The 17469-nt window shown below is 61.2% G+C and carries 15 protein-coding genes and 1 pseudogene; 2 read left to right on the forward strand and 14 right to left on the reverse strand.

The annotated features are described in order from the left end of the window. Positions 1-6: 6 nt before the first annotated feature. A complete protein-coding gene (locus E0D86_RS00975; protein ID WP_131648116.1) occupies positions 7-603 on the reverse strand; it encodes a hypothetical protein in 597 nt (198 codons plus the stop codon). Positions 604-646: 43 nt separating this feature from the next. Then, a complete protein-coding gene (locus tag E0D86_RS00980) occupies positions 647-1510 on the reverse strand; it encodes an SDR family oxidoreductase (RefSeq protein ID WP_131648117.1) in 864 nt (287 codons plus the stop codon). Between the two features lie 417 nt (positions 1511-1927). On the opposite strand from E0D86_RS00980, the gene E0D86_RS00985 reads away from it, so the two are divergent. Together E0D86_RS00985 and E0D86_RS00990 are read left to right on the forward strand one after the other, a co-directional pair. Beyond that, positions 1928-2365 carry a hypothetical protein gene (locus E0D86_RS00985; protein WP_131648118.1) on the forward strand — a complete coding sequence of 146 codons (438 nt, stop codon included), beginning with the start codon at positions 1928-1930 and terminating at the stop codon, positions 2363-2365. Positions 2366-2829: 464 nt separating this feature from the next. Beyond that, complete coding sequence (locus E0D86_RS00990) at positions 2830-4020, forward strand: sugar transporter (protein ID WP_131648119.1); 1191 nt, start codon at positions 2830-2832, stop codon at positions 4018-4020. Between the two features lie 48 nt (positions 4021-4068). On the opposite strand, the gene E0D86_RS21800 is transcribed toward E0D86_RS00990, so the two are convergent. The 12 genes and pseudogenes from E0D86_RS21800 to E0D86_RS01045 form a co-directional block, all read right to left on the reverse strand. Beyond that, on the reverse strand, positions 4069-4626 hold the full coding sequence (locus E0D86_RS21800; RefSeq protein WP_256681133.1) for a methyl-accepting chemotaxis protein: 558 nt from the start codon (positions 4624-4626) through the stop codon (positions 4069-4071). Next, positions 4609-5382, reverse strand: a pseudogene (locus E0D86_RS21805) (PAS domain-containing protein); the annotation flags it as partial. The gene E0D86_RS21800 and the pseudogene E0D86_RS21805, both read right to left, overlap by 18 nt. Positions 5383-5657: 275 nt before the next feature. Then, positions 5658-6062 carry a septal ring lytic transglycosylase RlpA family protein gene (locus E0D86_RS01000; protein ID WP_131648121.1) on the reverse strand — a complete coding sequence of 135 codons (405 nt, stop codon included), beginning with the start codon at positions 6060-6062 and terminating at the stop codon, positions 5658-5660. Positions 6063-6222: 160 nt separating this feature from the next. Next, the gene (locus tag E0D86_RS01005) at positions 6223-8223 is read right to left on the reverse strand and encodes a U32 family peptidase (protein WP_131648122.1); all 2001 of its coding nucleotides are present in this window, start codon (positions 8221-8223) and stop codon (positions 6223-6225) included. Between the two features lie 210 nt (positions 8224-8433). Beyond that, positions 8434-9204 carry an ion transporter gene (locus E0D86_RS01010; protein ID WP_131648123.1) on the reverse strand — a complete coding sequence of 257 codons (771 nt, stop codon included), beginning with the start codon at positions 9202-9204 and terminating at the stop codon, positions 8434-8436. A 203-nt stretch (positions 9205-9407) separates the two neighbouring features. Continuing rightward, positions 9408-9746 carry a DUF3325 domain-containing protein gene (locus E0D86_RS01015; RefSeq protein ID WP_131648124.1) on the reverse strand — a complete coding sequence of 113 codons (339 nt, stop codon included), beginning with the start codon at positions 9744-9746 and terminating at the stop codon, positions 9408-9410. After that, positions 9743-11305, reverse strand: coding sequence for a PepSY domain-containing protein (locus tag E0D86_RS01020; RefSeq protein ID WP_131648125.1), 1563 nt, complete (start codon positions 11303-11305; stop codon positions 9743-9745). The genes E0D86_RS01015 and E0D86_RS01020 overlap by 4 nt, the downstream gene beginning before the upstream one ends. Further along, positions 11302-11589 (reverse strand): iron transporter, encoded by a 288-nt coding sequence (locus tag E0D86_RS01025; RefSeq protein ID WP_131648126.1) that lies wholly within the window; start codon positions 11587-11589, stop codon positions 11302-11304. The genes E0D86_RS01020 and E0D86_RS01025 overlap by 4 nt, the downstream gene beginning before the upstream one ends. A gap of 97 nt (positions 11590-11686) precedes the next feature. Further along, complete coding sequence (locus E0D86_RS01030) at positions 11687-12985, reverse strand: class I SAM-dependent methyltransferase (RefSeq protein WP_131648127.1); 1299 nt, start codon at positions 12983-12985, stop codon at positions 11687-11689. Positions 12986-13101: 116 nt separating this feature from the next. Continuing rightward, positions 13102-15192 (reverse strand): TonB-dependent receptor domain-containing protein, encoded by a 2091-nt coding sequence (locus E0D86_RS01035; protein ID WP_131648128.1) that lies wholly within the window; start codon positions 15190-15192, stop codon positions 13102-13104. Between the two features lie 192 nt (positions 15193-15384). Further along, positions 15385-16716 (reverse strand): sensor histidine kinase, encoded by a 1332-nt coding sequence (locus tag E0D86_RS01040; RefSeq protein ID WP_131648129.1) that lies wholly within the window; start codon positions 16714-16716, stop codon positions 15385-15387. Further along, on the reverse strand, positions 16716-17417 hold the full coding sequence (locus tag E0D86_RS01045) for a response regulator transcription factor (protein WP_131648130.1): 702 nt from the start codon (positions 17415-17417) through the stop codon (positions 16716-16718). The genes E0D86_RS01040 and E0D86_RS01045 overlap by 1 nt, the downstream gene beginning before the upstream one ends. Positions 17418-17469 lie beyond the last annotated feature (52 nt).

The raw sequence follows: 17469 nt of genomic DNA on the forward strand, positions 1-17469 counted from the left end.
GGCGCGTTACCGCGGAATGATCCGCACCCGCCCGGCCGTGTTGTCACGACGCTCGGCCTTTTCGTTTTCGGCGCGGCCTGGAATCGAGCCATCGTCCGCGCCGCGGTCCGGTGTGGCCATTCCATTCAGCTCGCGTTCGTCGACGCTGATGGATGTGGCGTCCGGGTAGCCAGTCGTCAGGGTTTCGGTGCTGGCCGTGACGGGCGTCGTGTCATCGTCGCCCCAGCCGGCACTGCGCTCGTCGATATCGATCGCACCGTTTCGCTCCATCAGCTGCTCGACCATCGATATCTGGCCTTCGTCGTCCAGCGTGACGGTGACAATGGTCGAACCACGACGAGCCGCCTCTGGGTAGCGACCGGCGTGCTTGCTCGAATCGTCGCCGAAGACTTTCTGGAAGAAGCTGCCAATTTTGTCGGCGACCGTGGCGTCCTCGTCCGGTTCATCGCCGACGACTTCCACCCGGCTGCTGTCGACCGTGGCGGGGTTGAAGGATGCGGATATCTGGATGTCGTCGCTGGAAACGCCCTTGCTCAGAAGTTCGGCTTTGACATGCTCGGCTTCGGCGTAGCGGTCGAAGGCGGCAATGAGAATCTGAGTCATGATTTCACCTCGGTTCGTGCGGCTGCGTTCGATATGGCGAACCTCAGCCGTTCACCACTTTGCCGCCATTGATGTGAATGGTCTGGCCGCTGACATAGGACGAGTCTTCGCATGCAAGATAAACGTAAGCCGGGCCCAGTTCAGAAGGCTGGCCGCAACGGCCCATGGGCATCTGGCTGCCGAAGCCTTCGAGCATCTCGGGATCGTGCTTGCCGATGGTGGCCGGTTGCAGCGGCGTCCAGATCGGGCCGGGAGCGATCTGGTTGACGCGAATGTCGCGCTCGATCAACTGCTGCGACAGGGCTCGGGTGAATCCGTCGATGGCGCCTTTCGTCGCGGTGTAGTCGACCAGCATCGGATTGCCGATGAAGGAATTGATCGAAGTTGTGTTGATGATCGACGCGCCGGCTTTCAGGTGGGGCAGGGCGGCACGGGTGAGATAGAAGTAGCCGTGAATGTTGGTGGCGAAGGTCTTCTCCCACTGCTCGTCGGTGATGTCCTCGAGCCGCGTCTGTACCTCCTGGCGCCCGGCGTTGTTCACCAGCACGTCCAGTCGGCCAAAGGCTTCGATCGTCTGTCTTACCGCATCGTTGCAGTAGCGGCTGTCGCGGATATCACCGGGCAGGGTGATGCAGCGCTGCCCTTCGGCTTCCACCATGTGCTTGGCTGCTGCGGCGTCCTCGTGTTCGTCGAGGTACATGATCGCTACGTCAGCGCCCTCGCGCGCGAAGTGCAGCGCCGCCGCGCGGCCAATGCCACTGTCGCCTCCACTGATCAGCGCCACCTTGCCGGCCAGCTTGCCGCTGCCTTTGTAGCTGTCACGGATGAACTCGGCTGGCGGCTGCATCTCGCTCTCCAATCCGGGCTGGCGGTCCTGCTTCTGTGCGGGGATCTTCGGGTAAGCCATACCTTCTCCGGTGTGAATGGGTTCTGTAGGTACGGCTGATGGCGGGCAGGAAAGTTTCGGCTGGATGCCGAGTGGTACGCGCATGGCCAGTGATTGAAAAAAGTTTCGTCTAGGACAAGTAGGGTGCGCTCCGCGCACCAGATACACCGAAGCCCGGCGGTGCGCGAAGCGCACCCTACATTCCAATCAGCGATGATGCCGCTCCGTTCGGTGCCACCTTGGCCACGTAGGGTGCGCTCCGCGCACCGGATACACCGAAGCCGGCGGTGCGCGAAGCGCGCCCTACGAAACCCAGACCGAGGGCGCTTGGCCATCAGCAAACAGTGTCCTATAGTGCCGCCCGCCAAGGATGGCCGCCGGACCCCAACGTAGGGCCGGTCCAGGTCGTCCACGCCTACCACCTGCAAGGGATTGAACATGAAAGCCAAGCAACTCCTGGCGCTGCCGCTGATGGCTGCGCTGCTGTCCGCCTGTTCCGCCACCACCTCGCTGCGTTCCAGCGATCCGAGCCTCAGCGTCAAGATCAATGACGATGCACCGCTGGTGCTGAAAAACCCGGTCAGCAAAACCTACAAAACCACCAGCTTCGGCCAGTACCGCTTCCGCGCCACGCAGGATGGCATGGAGCCCATGTACGGGCTGATTCCGCTCAAGTTCAACGGTGGCTATCTGGCCGCTGACATCCTCTTCTTCGCCCCGGCTGCGTTCTACAACCTGCGCGAGGTTTATCCCTTCTACGAGTTCGATGTGGCGCAGGGTGTCGTGCGTTACAAGAAGAACGAGAGCGACGAGTGGATCAACTACAAGCCCACCGCCGCGGAAGCGGAGCGCGCGCAGGCGTATTTCGCCGAGTGATACGCGTATCGAACGGCCTCGAACGTTCAAGGCCGGGCGAGCCTTTGGCGACGCTAGCGAGCCGCGGCTGCGGCCGCTCGTCGCAGATGGTTTTTGCGGCCTGACATCGGCACGGCGCGGGCGTAGAATCCGCGCCGCTCCGACTGTCCTGTTTCGTATCTCAATCGTTTCCGCTGCCGCCCGCACTTCTTCGAAGCTCGCGGGCCGGGTGCGTTGTGGTGATCGAGCACGACCGTCACCCCTGAATTCTCTCTCGTCACGCTGTGGTGTGCCTTTTTCAAAAAGGCTATGTCTGTTGCCAATTGGTTTGGGAAGGCTCCGAGCCTTGTAGGGTGGGCTTTAGCCCACGCTGACCGCGTTGGTGGGCTGAAGCGGAACGTCGCTCGGGCCTTTGCGCCAACAGACATAGCTTTTCAAAAAGGCGCGTTGCGGTTGCCGATTGGTCGCATCAAGACATCGCCCACATGAACGAATCGCAACACTCCCACGCCGGGAGCTGGCTCAGTGTCATCGCACTGGCGCTGGCCGCCTTCATTTTCAACACCACCGAGTTCGTCCCGGTCGCGTTGCTCAGCGACATCGGGGGTTCGTTCGACATGCCGCCGTCCCAGGTCGGTCTGATGCTGACCATTTACGCGTGGGTGGTGGCACTGATGTCGCTGCCGATGATGCTGCTGACGCGCAACGTCGAACGCCGCAGGCTGCTGATCGTCGTCTTCGCGGTATTTATCGGCAGCCATCTGGTGTCCAGCGTGGCGTCGAGCTTCAGCATGCTGATGATCAGCCGTATTGGTATCGCGCTTTCGCACGCGGTGTTCTGGTCGATCACTGCATCACTGGCCGTGCGTGTTGCGCCACAAGGCAAGCAGGCACAGGCGCTGGGCCTGTTGGCCACCGGCAGCGCACTGGCGATGGTGCTGGGCATTCCGCTTGGCCGTGTGGTGGGTGAAGCGCTGGGCTGGCGCACGACGTTCCTCTCGATTGGCGTGATCGCGGCGCTGGTGGCGCTCTGCCTGGCGCGGACGCTGCCGCTGCTGCCGAGCCAGAATTCCGGTTCGCTGCGCAGCTTGCCGGTGCTGTTCAAGCGCCCGGCGCTGGTCGCGGCTTATGTACTGACCGCTCTGGTGATCACCGCGCAGTTCACCGCTTATACCTATATCGAACCCTTCGCGCAGAACATCGCACACTTGAGCGGTGACATGACGACGGTATTGCTGTTGCTGTTCGGCGGCGCCGGCATTCTTGGTTCGTTCCTGTTCAGTCGCTACAGCGGCCGTTATCCGAGGGGCTTTCTGGTCGCCGCGATCTCAGCGATGGCGACGTGTTTGCTGCTGTTACTGCCGGCTTCACGCGACAGTTCGCTGCTGGGCGCGCTGGTGGTGGTCTGGGGGATCGCCGGGATGTGCTTTGGCCTGGCATTGCAGGCGAAGGTGCTGAATCTAGCGTCCGATGCGACCGACGTCGCCATGGCCATGTTCTCTGGCATCTATAACGTCGGAATCGGCGGCGGCGCGCTGCTCGGCAGCCTGGTTACCGTCCATCTGGGCCTGAGCAATGTGGGCATTGTCGGTGGGTTGCTGGCGTCGAGTGGTGTCGTGCTGTGCTGCTTGGCGACCTATCGTTTCGCCAGGCCGGTAGAAAAGGCTGCGCTCTGATCGCATGAACGAGGCGGATGAAGGCATCCGCCCCATCACAGCTGAGGACTAATTCAGCTCCTTCGCGAAGCGTCCGACAGCGTTCACCACCTGCTTGGCACCGTCCTGAATCTCAACGATCACCGCGCCGGCCTGATTGGCCAGTGACAGGCCTTGGGCGGCCTGCCCTCGGCTGCTGGCCATTTCTCGTACGGCCTCATCTACCAATGACTGGTTCTTCTGCACCACGCTGACGATCTCTTCCGTGGCTGCGCTGGTGCGGCCTGCCAGCTGGCGAACCTCATCGGCGACCACCGCGAAACCGCGACCCTGTTCCCCGGCGCGTGCCGCTTCGATGGCCGCGTTGAGCGCCAGCAGGTTGGTCTGGGCAGCGATGCCGCTGATGGTCTGCACGATCGAGCTGATAAGCAGCGATTGCTGGCCCAGGGCCTCGATGCCCTGCGTGGCCGATTCCACTTGCTCGGCGATGCGCTGCATCGTCGCGACCGTGTCCTTGACCACCACGGCACCGCGCTCGGCACTGGTGTCGGTCTGCCTGGACACGTCATAGGCGATGCCGGCCGCCCCCCGAACATCCTCTTCGCGGGCAATCTGGTCGGTGATCACGCTGGCGAACTTGACCACTTTGCACAGCTTGCCCTCAGTGTCGTGTACCGGGTTGTAGCTCGCCTCGAGCCAGACGTCGCGGCCCTGGCTGTCGACCCGCTTGAAGCGGTCGGCAACGAACTCGCCGCGGTTGAGCGTCTGCCAGAAGGCCTTGTACTGCTGCGATCCGGCCTCGCTTGCAGTGCAGAACTGGCTGTGATGCTTGCCCACGACTTGCTTGAGCGAGTAACCCATCGCCTGCAGGAACTGATCGTTGGCGGTAATTACGGTGCCGTCCAGATTGAACTGGATGACCGCGGTGGAGCGAAGAAGCGCGTTGATGAACGCTTCGTTCTCCTTCGCCACCTGCAACTCCTTGGTCACTTCACGGGCAATGCCGCGAATGTTCAGCAGGGTGCCGTGTTCGTTCCCGATGGGATACCAATCGACATGCAACCACGCAAGGCTGCCGTCGGCGCGCAGGTAGCGGTAGTCATCGCTGATGGGGGTCATTTTGGCTATCGCGGCGCGGAAGTTATGAAAGCACGGCAAATCTTTCACGTAAGGCGGCACGATGTCTGCCATCGCGCGACCCTTCAGTTGCTCGACGTTGTAACCGAGCGTGCGAGCGAACCTTTGGTTCAGAGCGGCAATACGAAAATCAGGGTCGAGGGTGATCGACGCCATCGTGCTTTCCATCTGCTCATGGAGCTGACGCAGCAGCGACAGCTCCGCCCTTTGTTCTTGGAGTTGTTTTTTTAGATAGCCGTTGAACATGGAAGCACCATGGTGGATTGACGTGCATCTCTATCGGCACGCCATGGCGATTCTTAACGCGCACCGGCACCGATGGCTTTAATTTTTACTGTGATCTCTCGATCTTGGTTGAAACGAACGCTGACCAGACACACAGGCGGGCCATTACCGTCACCGGATGTCGACCGTGACCCCAAGCGCTACAGCACGCTGGCCGAAATGTCTGAAGCTGAGCGGTGCTCTGAGAACTCCCGGAATGCGACCAGATGCGGCGCTTCGGGGGCGCCCCGTCCGATTCAGTCGACCCTTTCGAGGCGCACCCGGATGATGCCGGACCGCGTATTGCCGATGCGCTCGAAGGCCGCTTTCGACAAGTCGATGATTCGCCCACGCACGAAGGGGCCGCGGTCATTGATGCGCACGACCACGCTCTTGCCGTTGCGAGTATTGGTGACCCGGACGTTCGTGCCGAAGGGCAGCGTGCGGTGGGCGGCGGTGAGAGCCGTCTGATCGAAGCGCTCGCCGCTGGCGGTCAGCTTGTTGTGGTGCTGGTTGCCATAGTACGAGGCCTTTCCCGAACCAATGTGCTCGCCTGCGGCAGACTGAGGGGATGGGCTCGTGGCGGGCCCTCTGAGCGGGGACGTCGAGCAGCCGGCAAGCGCGGCGGCGAGTGATACGGCGATGATCCAGCGGTGAAGCATGTTCGATCCTTGTCTGCATATGAGCGGGCACGCGAATCGCATTGCCGCGCTGCCGGGGCATATCTCGCCATCCGCTGCGCTTGCCGCGGAGGTTGAACAGCAGACAACCATATTGCCGGAAGTTCAGACCTCGATGCGCCGTCGTTGCCGGAGGGCCTGATCAGGCGCGCGGCTTGCTGCGAATAGTCTTCATCAGGTCGTCCGGCGTGATATGCCCGACCACGCTGGCGGCGCTGCCCGGCTGCGGCAGGTTGAGAATGTTGCCTTTGATCTTGCCGATCACGTGCATCTCGCAAGGCTTGCAATCGAATTTCAAAGTCAGCACCTCGTCACCATGCACCAGCTGCATCGGGGCGACCTTGGTGCGAACGCCGGTGACGCCCTTGGCCTGTTTCGGGCATAGGTTGAAAGAGAAACGCAGGCAGTGCTTGGTGATCATCACCGGCACTTCACCGGTTTCCTCATGGGCCTCGTAGGCCGCGTCGATCAGTTGCACACCGTAGCGGTGATAGAACGCGCGGGCGTTCGCGTTGTAGACGTTGGCGAGAAAGGACAGGTGAGAATCGGGATAAACCGGAGGCGGCACGCTGACGGCCTTGCGGCTGCCCAGCGGACGAATCGCTTCACGGGCCTCGGTCAGCGCCTCGATGGCTTCGCGGCGCAGGGCCTTGAGTTGCGAGTTGGGGATGAAGAACGCCTGCGGCGCATCTACGTCCACTTCTTCGGCGTGGTAGATCGTCGTGCCCAGCTGGCTCAGCAGGTCGGCGATCTGACCGGGCACCTGCTCAGGCTTCTTCGCTTCGCCAAACGGACCGGCCAGCGAGACGGTGGCATAGGCGCCTTCTTCGCTGGTGACGTGGAGTTCGAGCTCATCGGCACGCAGTTTGGCCAGCCAACGCACACCAACGCGGCGTTCGGCGGAGGTTTTCAGTAGCGCGTTTTGCCAGTTGTGGTCCAGGTTGCGATTGAGCGGATGGTTCGGCCGCAGCTGGCGCAGGTCGGCGGGCATTTCGTTGGGTTCGACACGGTATTGCCAGAAAGCCTGGCCGTCCTCTTCGAACTGCTTAATAGGCTCGACCACGCTGGCGCGAAAGCCCACCACTTCGCGTTTGACCAGCACGTTCAGGCCGTCACCGTTGGACAGCGGCTCGCGGGTCTGGACGGTGAGGTCGTGCTTGCCGACCTTGAGCACTTCGCCCACGGCCAGGCCGGTAAAGGTCGGCGAGTCGAAAGCGCCGATGTCGATCTTGCGGTCGGTGACGAAGTAGTCAGTGCTGCCACGATGAAAGGTCTTGTCCGGGTCCGGCAGGAAGAAGTGGTCGGTGCGGCCGCTGGAGGCGCGGGCCAGGTCGGTGCGGTCTTCGAGAATCTCGTCGAGGCGCTGGCGGTAGTAAGCAGTGATGTTCTTCACGTAGCTCACATCCTTGTAACGCCCTTCGATCTTGAACGAGCGCACGCCGGCATCGACCAACGCGCGCAGGTTGGCGCTCTGGTTGTTGTCCTTCATCGAAAGCAGGTGCTTGTCGAAGGCGACTACGCGGCCCTGGTCGTCTTTCAGGGTGTAGGGCAGGCGGCACGCCTGGGAGCAGTCGCCGCGGTTGGCGCTGCGCCCGTTCTGCGCGTGAGAAATATTGCACTGCCCGGAAAACGCCACGCACAGCGCGCCATGGATGAAGAACTCGATGGCGGCGTCGGTTTCATCAGCGATTGCGCGGATTTCCTGCAGGTTCAATTCTCGTGCAAGGACGAGCTGCGAGAAGCCGGCCTTGTCGAGGAACTTGGCCCGCTCCAGGGTGCGGATATCGGTCTGGGTGCTGGCGTGCAGCTCGATCGGCGGGATGTCCATTTCCATCACGCCCATGTCCTGCACGATCAGCGCATCGACGCCGATTTCGTACAGCTGCCAGATCAGCGCGCGCGCCGCTTCCAGCTCATCGTCATGAAGAATTGTGTTGATGGTGACGAACACCCGCGCATGGAACAGGTGAGCGAAGGTCACCAGCCCGGCAATGTCCGCCACGCTGTTCTCGGCGTTGTGCCGCGCGCCGAAACTCGGCCCGCCGATGTACACCGCATCGGCGCCATGCAGGATGGCCTCCTTGGCAATGGACACATCCCGCGCGGGGCTGAGCAGTTCGAGGTGATGCTGGGGTAGGGACATGAGCGCGGACCGGCTGCGAATCGAAAGTCGCGCATTGTAAGGGCTTACGGCCGGTTTGGGTTTGGCCGCTGGGCGTTTTCGAGAGGTTGACGCGGGAGATCGCGCCGGACGTTACCGCACGTTCGGTACGTATCGCGAATTGTGCCGTTCTTCAGGATCGGCGGTAGCCTGGGCGGACAGGCCAAGAGATGCTACCGGTGCCACAGACAATTACTCCCGTGGCGGCTGTCCCCGTTCCTCCAGTTGCCCTCGTAAAGCCTGGACTTCGGTGGTCAATTTTTCTACCTGCTCAAGCAGGTTGTGCAGCACGGCTCGGTCCGCTTCCTGCTGTTCGATGTTTTCATCATGCTTGTCGGCGATAAACAGCGAGCCGATATACGCGGCGAAGCTGCCAAACAGGCCAACCCCGGACACCATCAGCAGCACCGCCACGATACGGCCTTGGGTCGTGACCGGGTAGTAGTCGCCATAACCGACGGTCGTGACGGTCACGAAGGCCCACCAGAGCGCTTCTTCCGGCGTATTGATAGCGCTTTGCGGGTTAGGCGCCTCGACCAGCAACATAGTGATGGCACCGAATGCCACGAGTAGCAACGTGGCCGTAGCGGCGGACACGACGATGCTTTCTGCACGGTTGCGAAACAGCAGGCGCCAGATCATTTGGGTCGACTTGATCGCACGCAGCGCACGCAACACCTGCACGGCGCGCACCATCTTGAACGCTTGCAGTCCGCCCGCCGGTACGCTGGCCAAAAGGTCGATCCAGCCCCAGCGCATGAAGCGCCATTTATCCTCCGCGAGTTGCAGACGTCTAGCAAAGTCGATGAAAAAGAACAGGCAGACAATGTTGTCTATGTAACTGAGCAACTCAGATACGTCGGGCGGCAGGTCGAACAGGACGTCGGCGATCAATGCGCCCAACACGTAAATCGAGAGCACGAGAATGAGCAGTTGGAAGGGCGATACGGCACGCTGGGTCATGACGGGCACAGAATAGACGTGAGATGGCCGGCAGCTTAAGGCAAGAGACCGCCACGTTACACAGCGCATCTGCTTCGTTGAAAGAGGTCATGAACGCAGGCGCGTCGGGACTCGCGGTCTGAGGACGAGGCTAAAGGCGAACGTAATGCTCGTATTCACGCCTGCGAGAGCGCCGGTAGCCTTAGCCGAGGCAGGGCAGGAAATCACAGCAGTGCCCCAACGGCCCAAAGCAGAGTGCCCATCGCCGGCAACCCAGTCGCCAAGCGAGGGGCGTAGGGGATCAGCAGGAGCAAGGCGAAGCCGGCGAGGGAGATCAGGCCGAACCAGCCAACCAGCGCCATGCCGCCCGGCCAGACGCGGGTTGCGGTATACACGGCAAGGCCGAGCAGCAGGCCTCCCGCCGGAAAGCAGAGGCGACGCAGTTGAGCGGGAACGCGAGGATTGACCAACTGCTTCCAGTGACGCTCCTTGCCCAGGCAGAAGCCGAGCATGCCGGCGTAGGCCAACAAAAGACTGGCGAGCAGGGCTGATGAACCGTTCATGACGAGACTCCCGGAACTGGGCGAGCGAGCTGGGGTTGGCGAGCTTTTCTCGCGGCGACGATCGTAGGGATTTTCCAGGCGGTCCAGCCGGACAGCAGGCCCATCGCAAACACGGCCGCGAGGACAGACAACCGGATGCCGTCCAGCGCCATGTTGGCTGTCATCAGGTCCAGCAGCGGCAGGGTCATCGCCAACGCCGCGGCGGCGAAGAGCTGCTCGCGCCATGCCTGCAATGGCTTGCGTACCCAGGCATGCAGCCAGCTCAAGGCCCAGATACTGAAGAACAGCCGCAACTCCCAATCCTGCCGATTGGCCAACTCAGCTGGCAGCAGGCGATTACTCCACAAGAGCGCGACGCAGGCCAGCGAAAGTCCGGCCACCACGGCTACGTTGAGGCTCTCCACCATCCGCAGAAACTGCACGTTGGCCTTGGCCTGTTTGCGCTGCTTGACCGCATAGAGCACAAGCCCTGTTGCGATCATGGCGCAGCTGACTAGGCCGCAGATGAAATACAGCCAGCGCATCGGGTAACCGCCAAACTGGGCGAAATGCAGACCCGCCATCACGCGTTGGGTCAGCTGACTGGCACGCGACGGCTCCGGCGCCTGGATCAGCTCACCGGTAACGCCGTTGAAGACCATGCCTTCGCCCTTCGTCAGCTCCATGCGATTGCCCAGCACCGGCCGCGCGGTGACCTGAGCATTGGCTCGGCCAGGGTTGCTCACGGCCAGGCCACCGATCATGCCTGCACCGTAGTGCGCCTCGGCACGGCTGACGATCTCGCCCAGCGCCAGCATAGGCGCTGCTGGTGCCTGGACGGGTTTGCTGCCGCGACCTTCACCGCGCGGCGCTTCGGCAGCACGGACTGGCTGCGCCTCGCGGAAGTAAGCCTGACGATCGCCGTCGTACAGGGCATCGACCGCAGCAGGCATGTAGATCAGGAAGAAGATCACCAGTCCGGTGTAGGTGATCATCAGGTGGAACGGCAGCAGCAGGACGGCGCTGGCGTTATGGCCGTCGAGCCACGAGCGCTGCCCCTTGGCCGGGCGGAAGGTGAAGAATTCCTTGAAGATCTTTTTGTGGATGACGATCCCGCTGATCAGCGCCACCAGCATGGCCATCGCCGCGAACCCGACTACCCAGATGCCGAGAAGCCGCGGCATATGCAGCGTGTAGTGGAAATGGAAGAAGAAGTTGCCGCCTATGGTTTCCCGCGCCTCGATCGGCTCGCCCGTGAGCGGGTCCAACTGCGTGCCACCGGCACCGCGCCGCCGCTCCCCGACCGACACGCCGAGGTCCGGCGAGCGCTCGGTCGGCAGGCTGATGTTCCAGTTCGTCTCATCGGGATGGCGCTCCATTAACCAGCGTTGCGCGACATTGGCGGCAGCGGCGGGGGACTGGCCCCGATCAGTCAGCTCCGGCTGCATCCACCAGCTGATTTCCTTGTCGAACACCGCCAGGGTCCCGGTCAGGAAAATGGCGAACAGCACCCAGCCGAGCAGCAGCCCGCACCAGGTGTGCAGCCAGGACATGGATTGCGTGACGGTCTTGTGCTTCATCCGAGGCGCTCCACCAGCTGTGGCCAGAAGCCGATGACCGCCAAGGGCGCCGCCAACGCTAGCACCGCCCAGGCACGCCATGCGCTGCGGCAGCCAAACGCCCAGAGAATGATCGCCGTATAAATAATGAAGGCTGCCAGCGTCGCGACTACCACCGCATCGGATTTTGCCAAGGGAAGCAGGCGCGCCAGTGCCGCCGTGCAACAGTAGGTGAACACGTAGCCGCCCAGCACGGCCGCGAGGGTTCGCGATACTACCGGCCAAGGTTGTGAAGGGGCTTTCATCGGTGCGTTCTCTTCATGTTGGAACAGGACGTGGAGGTGGAGTGGGGCGAGGTGTACGGACCGAAACGAACGCTCCGGTGTGTCGCGCCATGGTTGTTCATGAGTTGCCGGTCGGCTGGTGAATGGCTGTTCCGCAGTCCTCCACAACGTTCAACTTCAGTTGGCTCCGTTCGATCCAGGCCTTCAGCTTGTTCACTTGCTCAGTGCAGCTGAGGCCATCCTGACGTTGGGGATGGATATGGCCCTGCCACATCAGCATCTGTAGCGCTTGCGATAGCGTGCCGAGCTTTTCGGTAAAGGCTGGCAACTGTCTTAGCTCGGCAAAAGTGGCGGGTCGTTCGGCTAGCTTTTCCAGCAGAGGAGAAAAGATGTCGCCGGGGCCTTGGATTTCCCCGATTGGCGTTTGGAAAGACAGCGCGCCTGAGCGTGGCGCTTGGGGCATAAGCTGAAACCGAAGCGCATCGACCTGCTGTAGAACGTCCTGCTGGTTCAGGCGTACTGGAGCACGCTGAAACAGATCGCTGCGCTGATGCTGATTCCTGGCTAGGTCCTTGACCGTTTCCCTTAGTGCTGGCGAGGCCAGCTTTGCGAGAAGCGGCTGTACGGCACCCGGTACGGACAGGCTGTCCAGATTGTCGAAGGCGTTGGCACTGCCTAGATAGGTGACGCCGGCCTGTGCCACCGATTGATGAACATCGGTCGAGTGCTGTGGAGTCCAATGGTCGGTCAGGAAATCGTGGGCGAGATAAGAAGCAGGTTTCTGCTTGAGTGACTTTATCTTTTCGCTCAGGTTGGGCTGGTCTATGAAAGTGCCGGCGACGTCCAGCTCACAGACGAAATCCAGCGCAGCTTGAAGGTTCTGCTCCGAGGAACCCGGTAACTGTCGAGCCAGGTCGTTCAGCAGCTTCTGCACCGGCATCATTTGAGTCGCGCCTGGGTGGCACATGTAGTGCAGATAGAACAACCCTTTGGGTTTGAGCGACTTCGCTACCAATTGCAGGATGCTTTTCTGCTGGCTTTCCGCGATCCATGACCAGACGCCATGGCTGACGATGAAGTCGAAGAACAGGTTGTTGCTCTGGGTAAACTGGGCGAAATCAGCCTGGACGAAACGGATGTTTTTGACGTCCATTGCTGCCGCGGCCGAGCGCGCGATGTGCAGCGCTTTGTCGTTGGCATCAACACCTACGAACTGCCCCTGCGGGTTCGTTATTGCGGCAATGAGTAGGTTGATACCCATACCGCAGCCCAATTCACAGTAGGAGTAAGGCTTGGAAATGTCGGGCGCCGCCGAGCCGAGGAATTGAACCAGACTGGTCAGCCAGACAGGTTGGATTTCCTTATAAAAGTGCGGCGGGTAGGCCACATCCATCACATAGCCATCGTTTCTAGTCATGTTGCTTGGCCTCTTGTCCGACCGACCGGAGCGGGTCCGATTGCGCCTCGTGCGCAATCCATACACACGAACGCTCCCTGACGGATAGAGCCGCCAGGGAGCATCGTTTCATCCGATCAGAACGCTTGGGTCACCGAGAAGATGAAGCGTCGGCCGTCCAGGTTGTAGGCGTAATCCCCATCGGTGGAAACTTCCTTGTTGCCGATGTTGTAGACGCCCGCTTTCAGGCTCAGGTCGTCCGTTGCTCTGAACGCCACGCCGACGTCCACGAAGCTGTAGGCCGGATAGCGAATGCCATTGGTACTGGAACCGCTGGTACCGGTCTGCCAACGGCCGGAGGTCTTGCCGCGATAGTTGTACTGAGTCCAGGCATTGAGCCGGTCGGTGGCCTGCCAGTCCAATGAGGCGTTGAACATGTGCTTGGCTATATCGTTGAGCGGCTCGCCTTTGAAGTCGCCGGATTTCTGCTCGGTCTCGGTATAGGTGTAGCTGTGGCGGTAATTCAGGTTGTCGAGCAGGCGATAGTCCAGGGTCCACTCGATGCCGCGCAGTTCCGCCTCGTCCACGTTCTCGTAGGCGGTGTAGCCGAACGGGTGAGCAGGATAATCCGTGCCGTTGTAATTACAGGGCTCGTTCTGCAGGCAGACTCGGCCGGTACGGTTGATCTTGTCCTCGTAGTCGATCACGTAGGCCGTCAGGGTGGTGAGCAGGCCTAGGTCCTGATCTTCGTAGGCGATGCCGATCTCGCGGTTTACGCTGGTTTCCGGCGTTAGATCGGGGTTGCCGATGATCACGCCGCCCATGGACGTGGAGCCAAAATCGGTGGCGCTGGAGCGCAGGTCAGGCGCCTTGTAGCCAGTGGTGACACCACCCTTAATGGTGAAGCTTTCGTTCAGGTGGTAGACGCCATAGACCTTTGGACTGAACTGACCACCGAATGCCTGGTTGTCGTCGTAGCGTCCGCTCAGGGTCAGGATGAAATCTTCGGTCAGATTCCAGTTGTCCTCGAGGAAGATGGAGTTCTGATAACGATCCATCTCAACCGTGGCATTTGCATCTGCAACTACCGGCTCTCGCAAGCCATTGGAGTTGTGCTCCAGGTTTTCGTATTTGTGGGTCAAGCCGCCCGTGATGGCATGAGCGCCGAGGAAGTAGGTCGCCTGCGTGTTGGCCGTGATGACCTCGTAGTCGATGCCTTTGCCGGTCTCGGCGTTTGCGGTGGTCGGGTTTTCCGAGTGGTCGTAGTTGATGTACGACTTCAGCAGAAGGTTGTCGTAGTTCCCTTCATGGTCGATGAAGTAGTTACGCTTGATTGACTCGCTGTATGTCGGCTCTATGTCGACGCCTGCCTCGGTTTGCTCGGCGAGACTTCTGCCCGGATTATGCCAACGCTCCTGCTTGGTGTAGGTGTGCCCTATCGTCAGCGCGTTCTGGTCGTTCAAATTCCAGGAAAGCTTCGCGCCGGCATTGCGCTTTTCATACTTGGGATCGGTGGCCGCGCTGTCGCCCCCGCCGACGAAGTTGCTTTCCTCCTGGTCGTGGAGCGCCCCGGTCAGCTGCAGGCCCAGGACGTCCTCAATCAGCGGTACGTTCAGATAGGCGCTGGTCTGGACGGTATCTTCGTTGAGCTTGTTGCCGCTGCCGGGCGTGGTGTATTCGGCGGTGATGCTGCCGGTCAACTCGTTGGATACTTTCTTGGTGATGATGTTGATCACGCCGCCCATGGCATCGGAGCCATAGAGAGCGGACGCCGGGCCACGAATGACCTCGATTCGCTCAATCGACTCGAGCGGAGGAAGGAAGTTGATCGGCGTACCGGCCTGTGATCCCCTCTCGGAAAAGGCATCGTTGCCTTGGGCCGGGCGGCCATCGATAAGGAAGAGGGTGTAGGCCGAAGTCATGCCACGGACCATGATCGATTGCTCGACGCCACCGCCGGAAATCTGCACACCGGCAACGTTCTTCAGCGCATCGGTGATATCCGTGTAGGAGCGCTTCTTCAGTTCTTCTGCGGTAATGACAGAGATGGTAGCCGGAGCATCCTTGATGTTCTGCTCGAAGCCCGAGGCGGAAACTACAACCGAATCCAGTTCCAATCGCTCTTGTGCGGAGGCCGAGCACGCCAACGAGGCCAGCGCGGCGGCGATGAGGGTTTTCTGGAACGTGGGACGTGGCGTTGTGATGAACGGGCTTTTGACGATGGGCATGTCTTTATCTCTGGTTGTTCGAATATCCCCCGGCCCGTAATTGCAGGGCGTGCCTAACGTGCCTGGATCAACGGCAGGGCTGGGCTGTGGGAACGGATAACTAAGCGTGCGTCAGCCTGCGCAGATGTGGTCGAGTTGCGCAAGCACACGAATGCTAGTCATTCTCAACTGAGAGTAAAGCGCATTTACAATCTATACATCTTGCAAAACAAAATTCACTCGCAGGCCTGGATGGATGTTTTCCGCCCAGATGCGGCCGCCTTGCAGTGTCACCATGCCGCGCGCGATGGCGAGACCCAGGCCGAAGCCATCGCCACCCGGCCGGGCGGCACTCAGGCGAGAGAACGGGCGGAACATCACGTCTAGCTGATCCTGCCGTACGCCGGGGCCTTGATCGTCGATGCAAAGACGCCAGTGGGCCTCTTCGCGGCAGGCGGTCAAGCGTACGGTGCCGTCGGCTGGAGAATGTCGGATGGCATTGCGCAGGACATTCTCCATCGCTTGGGCCAAGGCGTTGAGGTTGCCGAAAACCTGGCAGTCTTCTGGGATATCGCTGTGAAGGCGCGCTCTAGGCCATCCGGATTCGAAGCAGGCGTCCTCGCAGATCAGGTTCCACAGGGACTCGACATCGACAGCTTCTCGCTCGAGCTGCGGCTGCTCGCTATCGAGCCAGGCCAGCTCCAGCGTGTCGTCGACGAGGCGCTGCATGCCTGAGACTTCTCGCTCCACGCGCTCGCGCAGTACCGCTTGAGGCAGGTCGCTTTCGCAGGCGACCCGAAGTCGGCTCAATGGCGTTCGCAATTCGTGGGACAGGTCGCGCAATAGCTGTTGCTGCTGGCGGATCGAGTCGTGCAAGCGCCGGGTCAGATATTCGAGCGAGCGGCCGAGCTCTCCCAGCTCGTCGTTGCGGCGGGTTAGCGCGAGCGGCAGCAGTGAGCTCAGGCGGCTGCCGCGCAATGTATTGGCTTGCCGGCGCAGCTGGTCGAGGGGGGATATGAGGAGCCGGTAGAGCAGCCAGCCGAACAGGACCGACAACACCACGGGGGGCAGGTACACGATAAGGACGATCAGCAGGGCCTGGTGAGGCCAGGGACTGAGGCGTTCGGGCAGTTGCATGACCAACTGGTCGCCGCTTCCGTTGAAGGGGATGGCGATCATTGGACGCGGTCCGGCGCGCCGGCTCATGGGACTATCGTATGGTCGGGCGAAGCGCAGCAGGCTGCGCTCCCGCTCATCCAGTTCACGGTCGCCAAGCGACTGATGATGACGATCCACGACCAGCGCCAGCCCAGGCTCGTCCTGCTGCAAGGCGGCGATCCAGCTATCCACCGCGGCGGGGCCTCGGCGGGCCGCAACATGAGCCTGCTTAGCGTAGCCGTCCAGGGTTTCCAGTGCTTGCGCTGACAAGAAGGAGCTGTGGTACGCAACCTTCTGATCGACATAACCGCTGACCCAGATCATCGACAGGCAAAACCCGGCGACCAGTATCACCAGACGCCAGAACAGCGAATGACGGTTGGGCATCAGTCGGCCTGCAGTTCCAGCACGTAACCCTTGCCCCATACCGACTCCAGACGCAATGCCGTGACCTGCTCGCGCGCCAGTTTGCGGCGGATGTTGCTGATGTGCATGTCCAGGCTGCGATCATGCTGCGAGTAACCGCGGCGCAGCGTCTGCTGGTACAGGAAGGGTTTGCTCAGCACCTCGCCAGCCGCGTCGTGAAGTACCTTCAACAACCGGTACTCGGTGCCGGTCAAGCCGACCCAACGTCCCTCGTAACGCAGGTCGCAACGCTGGTCGTCGAAGCGCATCGACTCATCGTTCGCCGCCGGCTGCACGATGCGCTCGTACGCCACACGGCGCAGGATCGCGGCGATGCGCACCTGCAACTCCTCGATGCTGAACGGCTTGGGCAGGTAGTCGTCGGCACCGCTATCGAAGCCCTGGATGCGATGCTCTTCATTGCCCAGCGCGGACATCATCAGCACGGGTGTACGGCGCTGCGCCCGCAACCGGGTCAGTAATTCCATGCCACTGAGTTCCGGCAGCATCACGTCGAGCAGGATCAAGTCGTAAGCCGACTCGCTGGCCAAGGTCAGGCCGGTCAACCCGTCATCGGCGAGCGTGACCTGAAAGCCACGGCTTTCCAGGGATGTTTTCAGGTGGGTGCCGAGAACCGGGTCGTCTTCGATTGCAAGAATCTGTCGGGCTGCGGAAGAGAGCATTACGAAGAAATCCGGTGCAAATAAGAATGATTATAGATTGGTGGCATGCCGA

This window comes from Pseudomonas sp. IC_126 (assembly GCF_004331835.1).
In the GTDB taxonomy this organism is placed as follows: domain Bacteria; phylum Pseudomonadota; class Gammaproteobacteria; order Pseudomonadales; family Pseudomonadaceae; genus Stutzerimonas.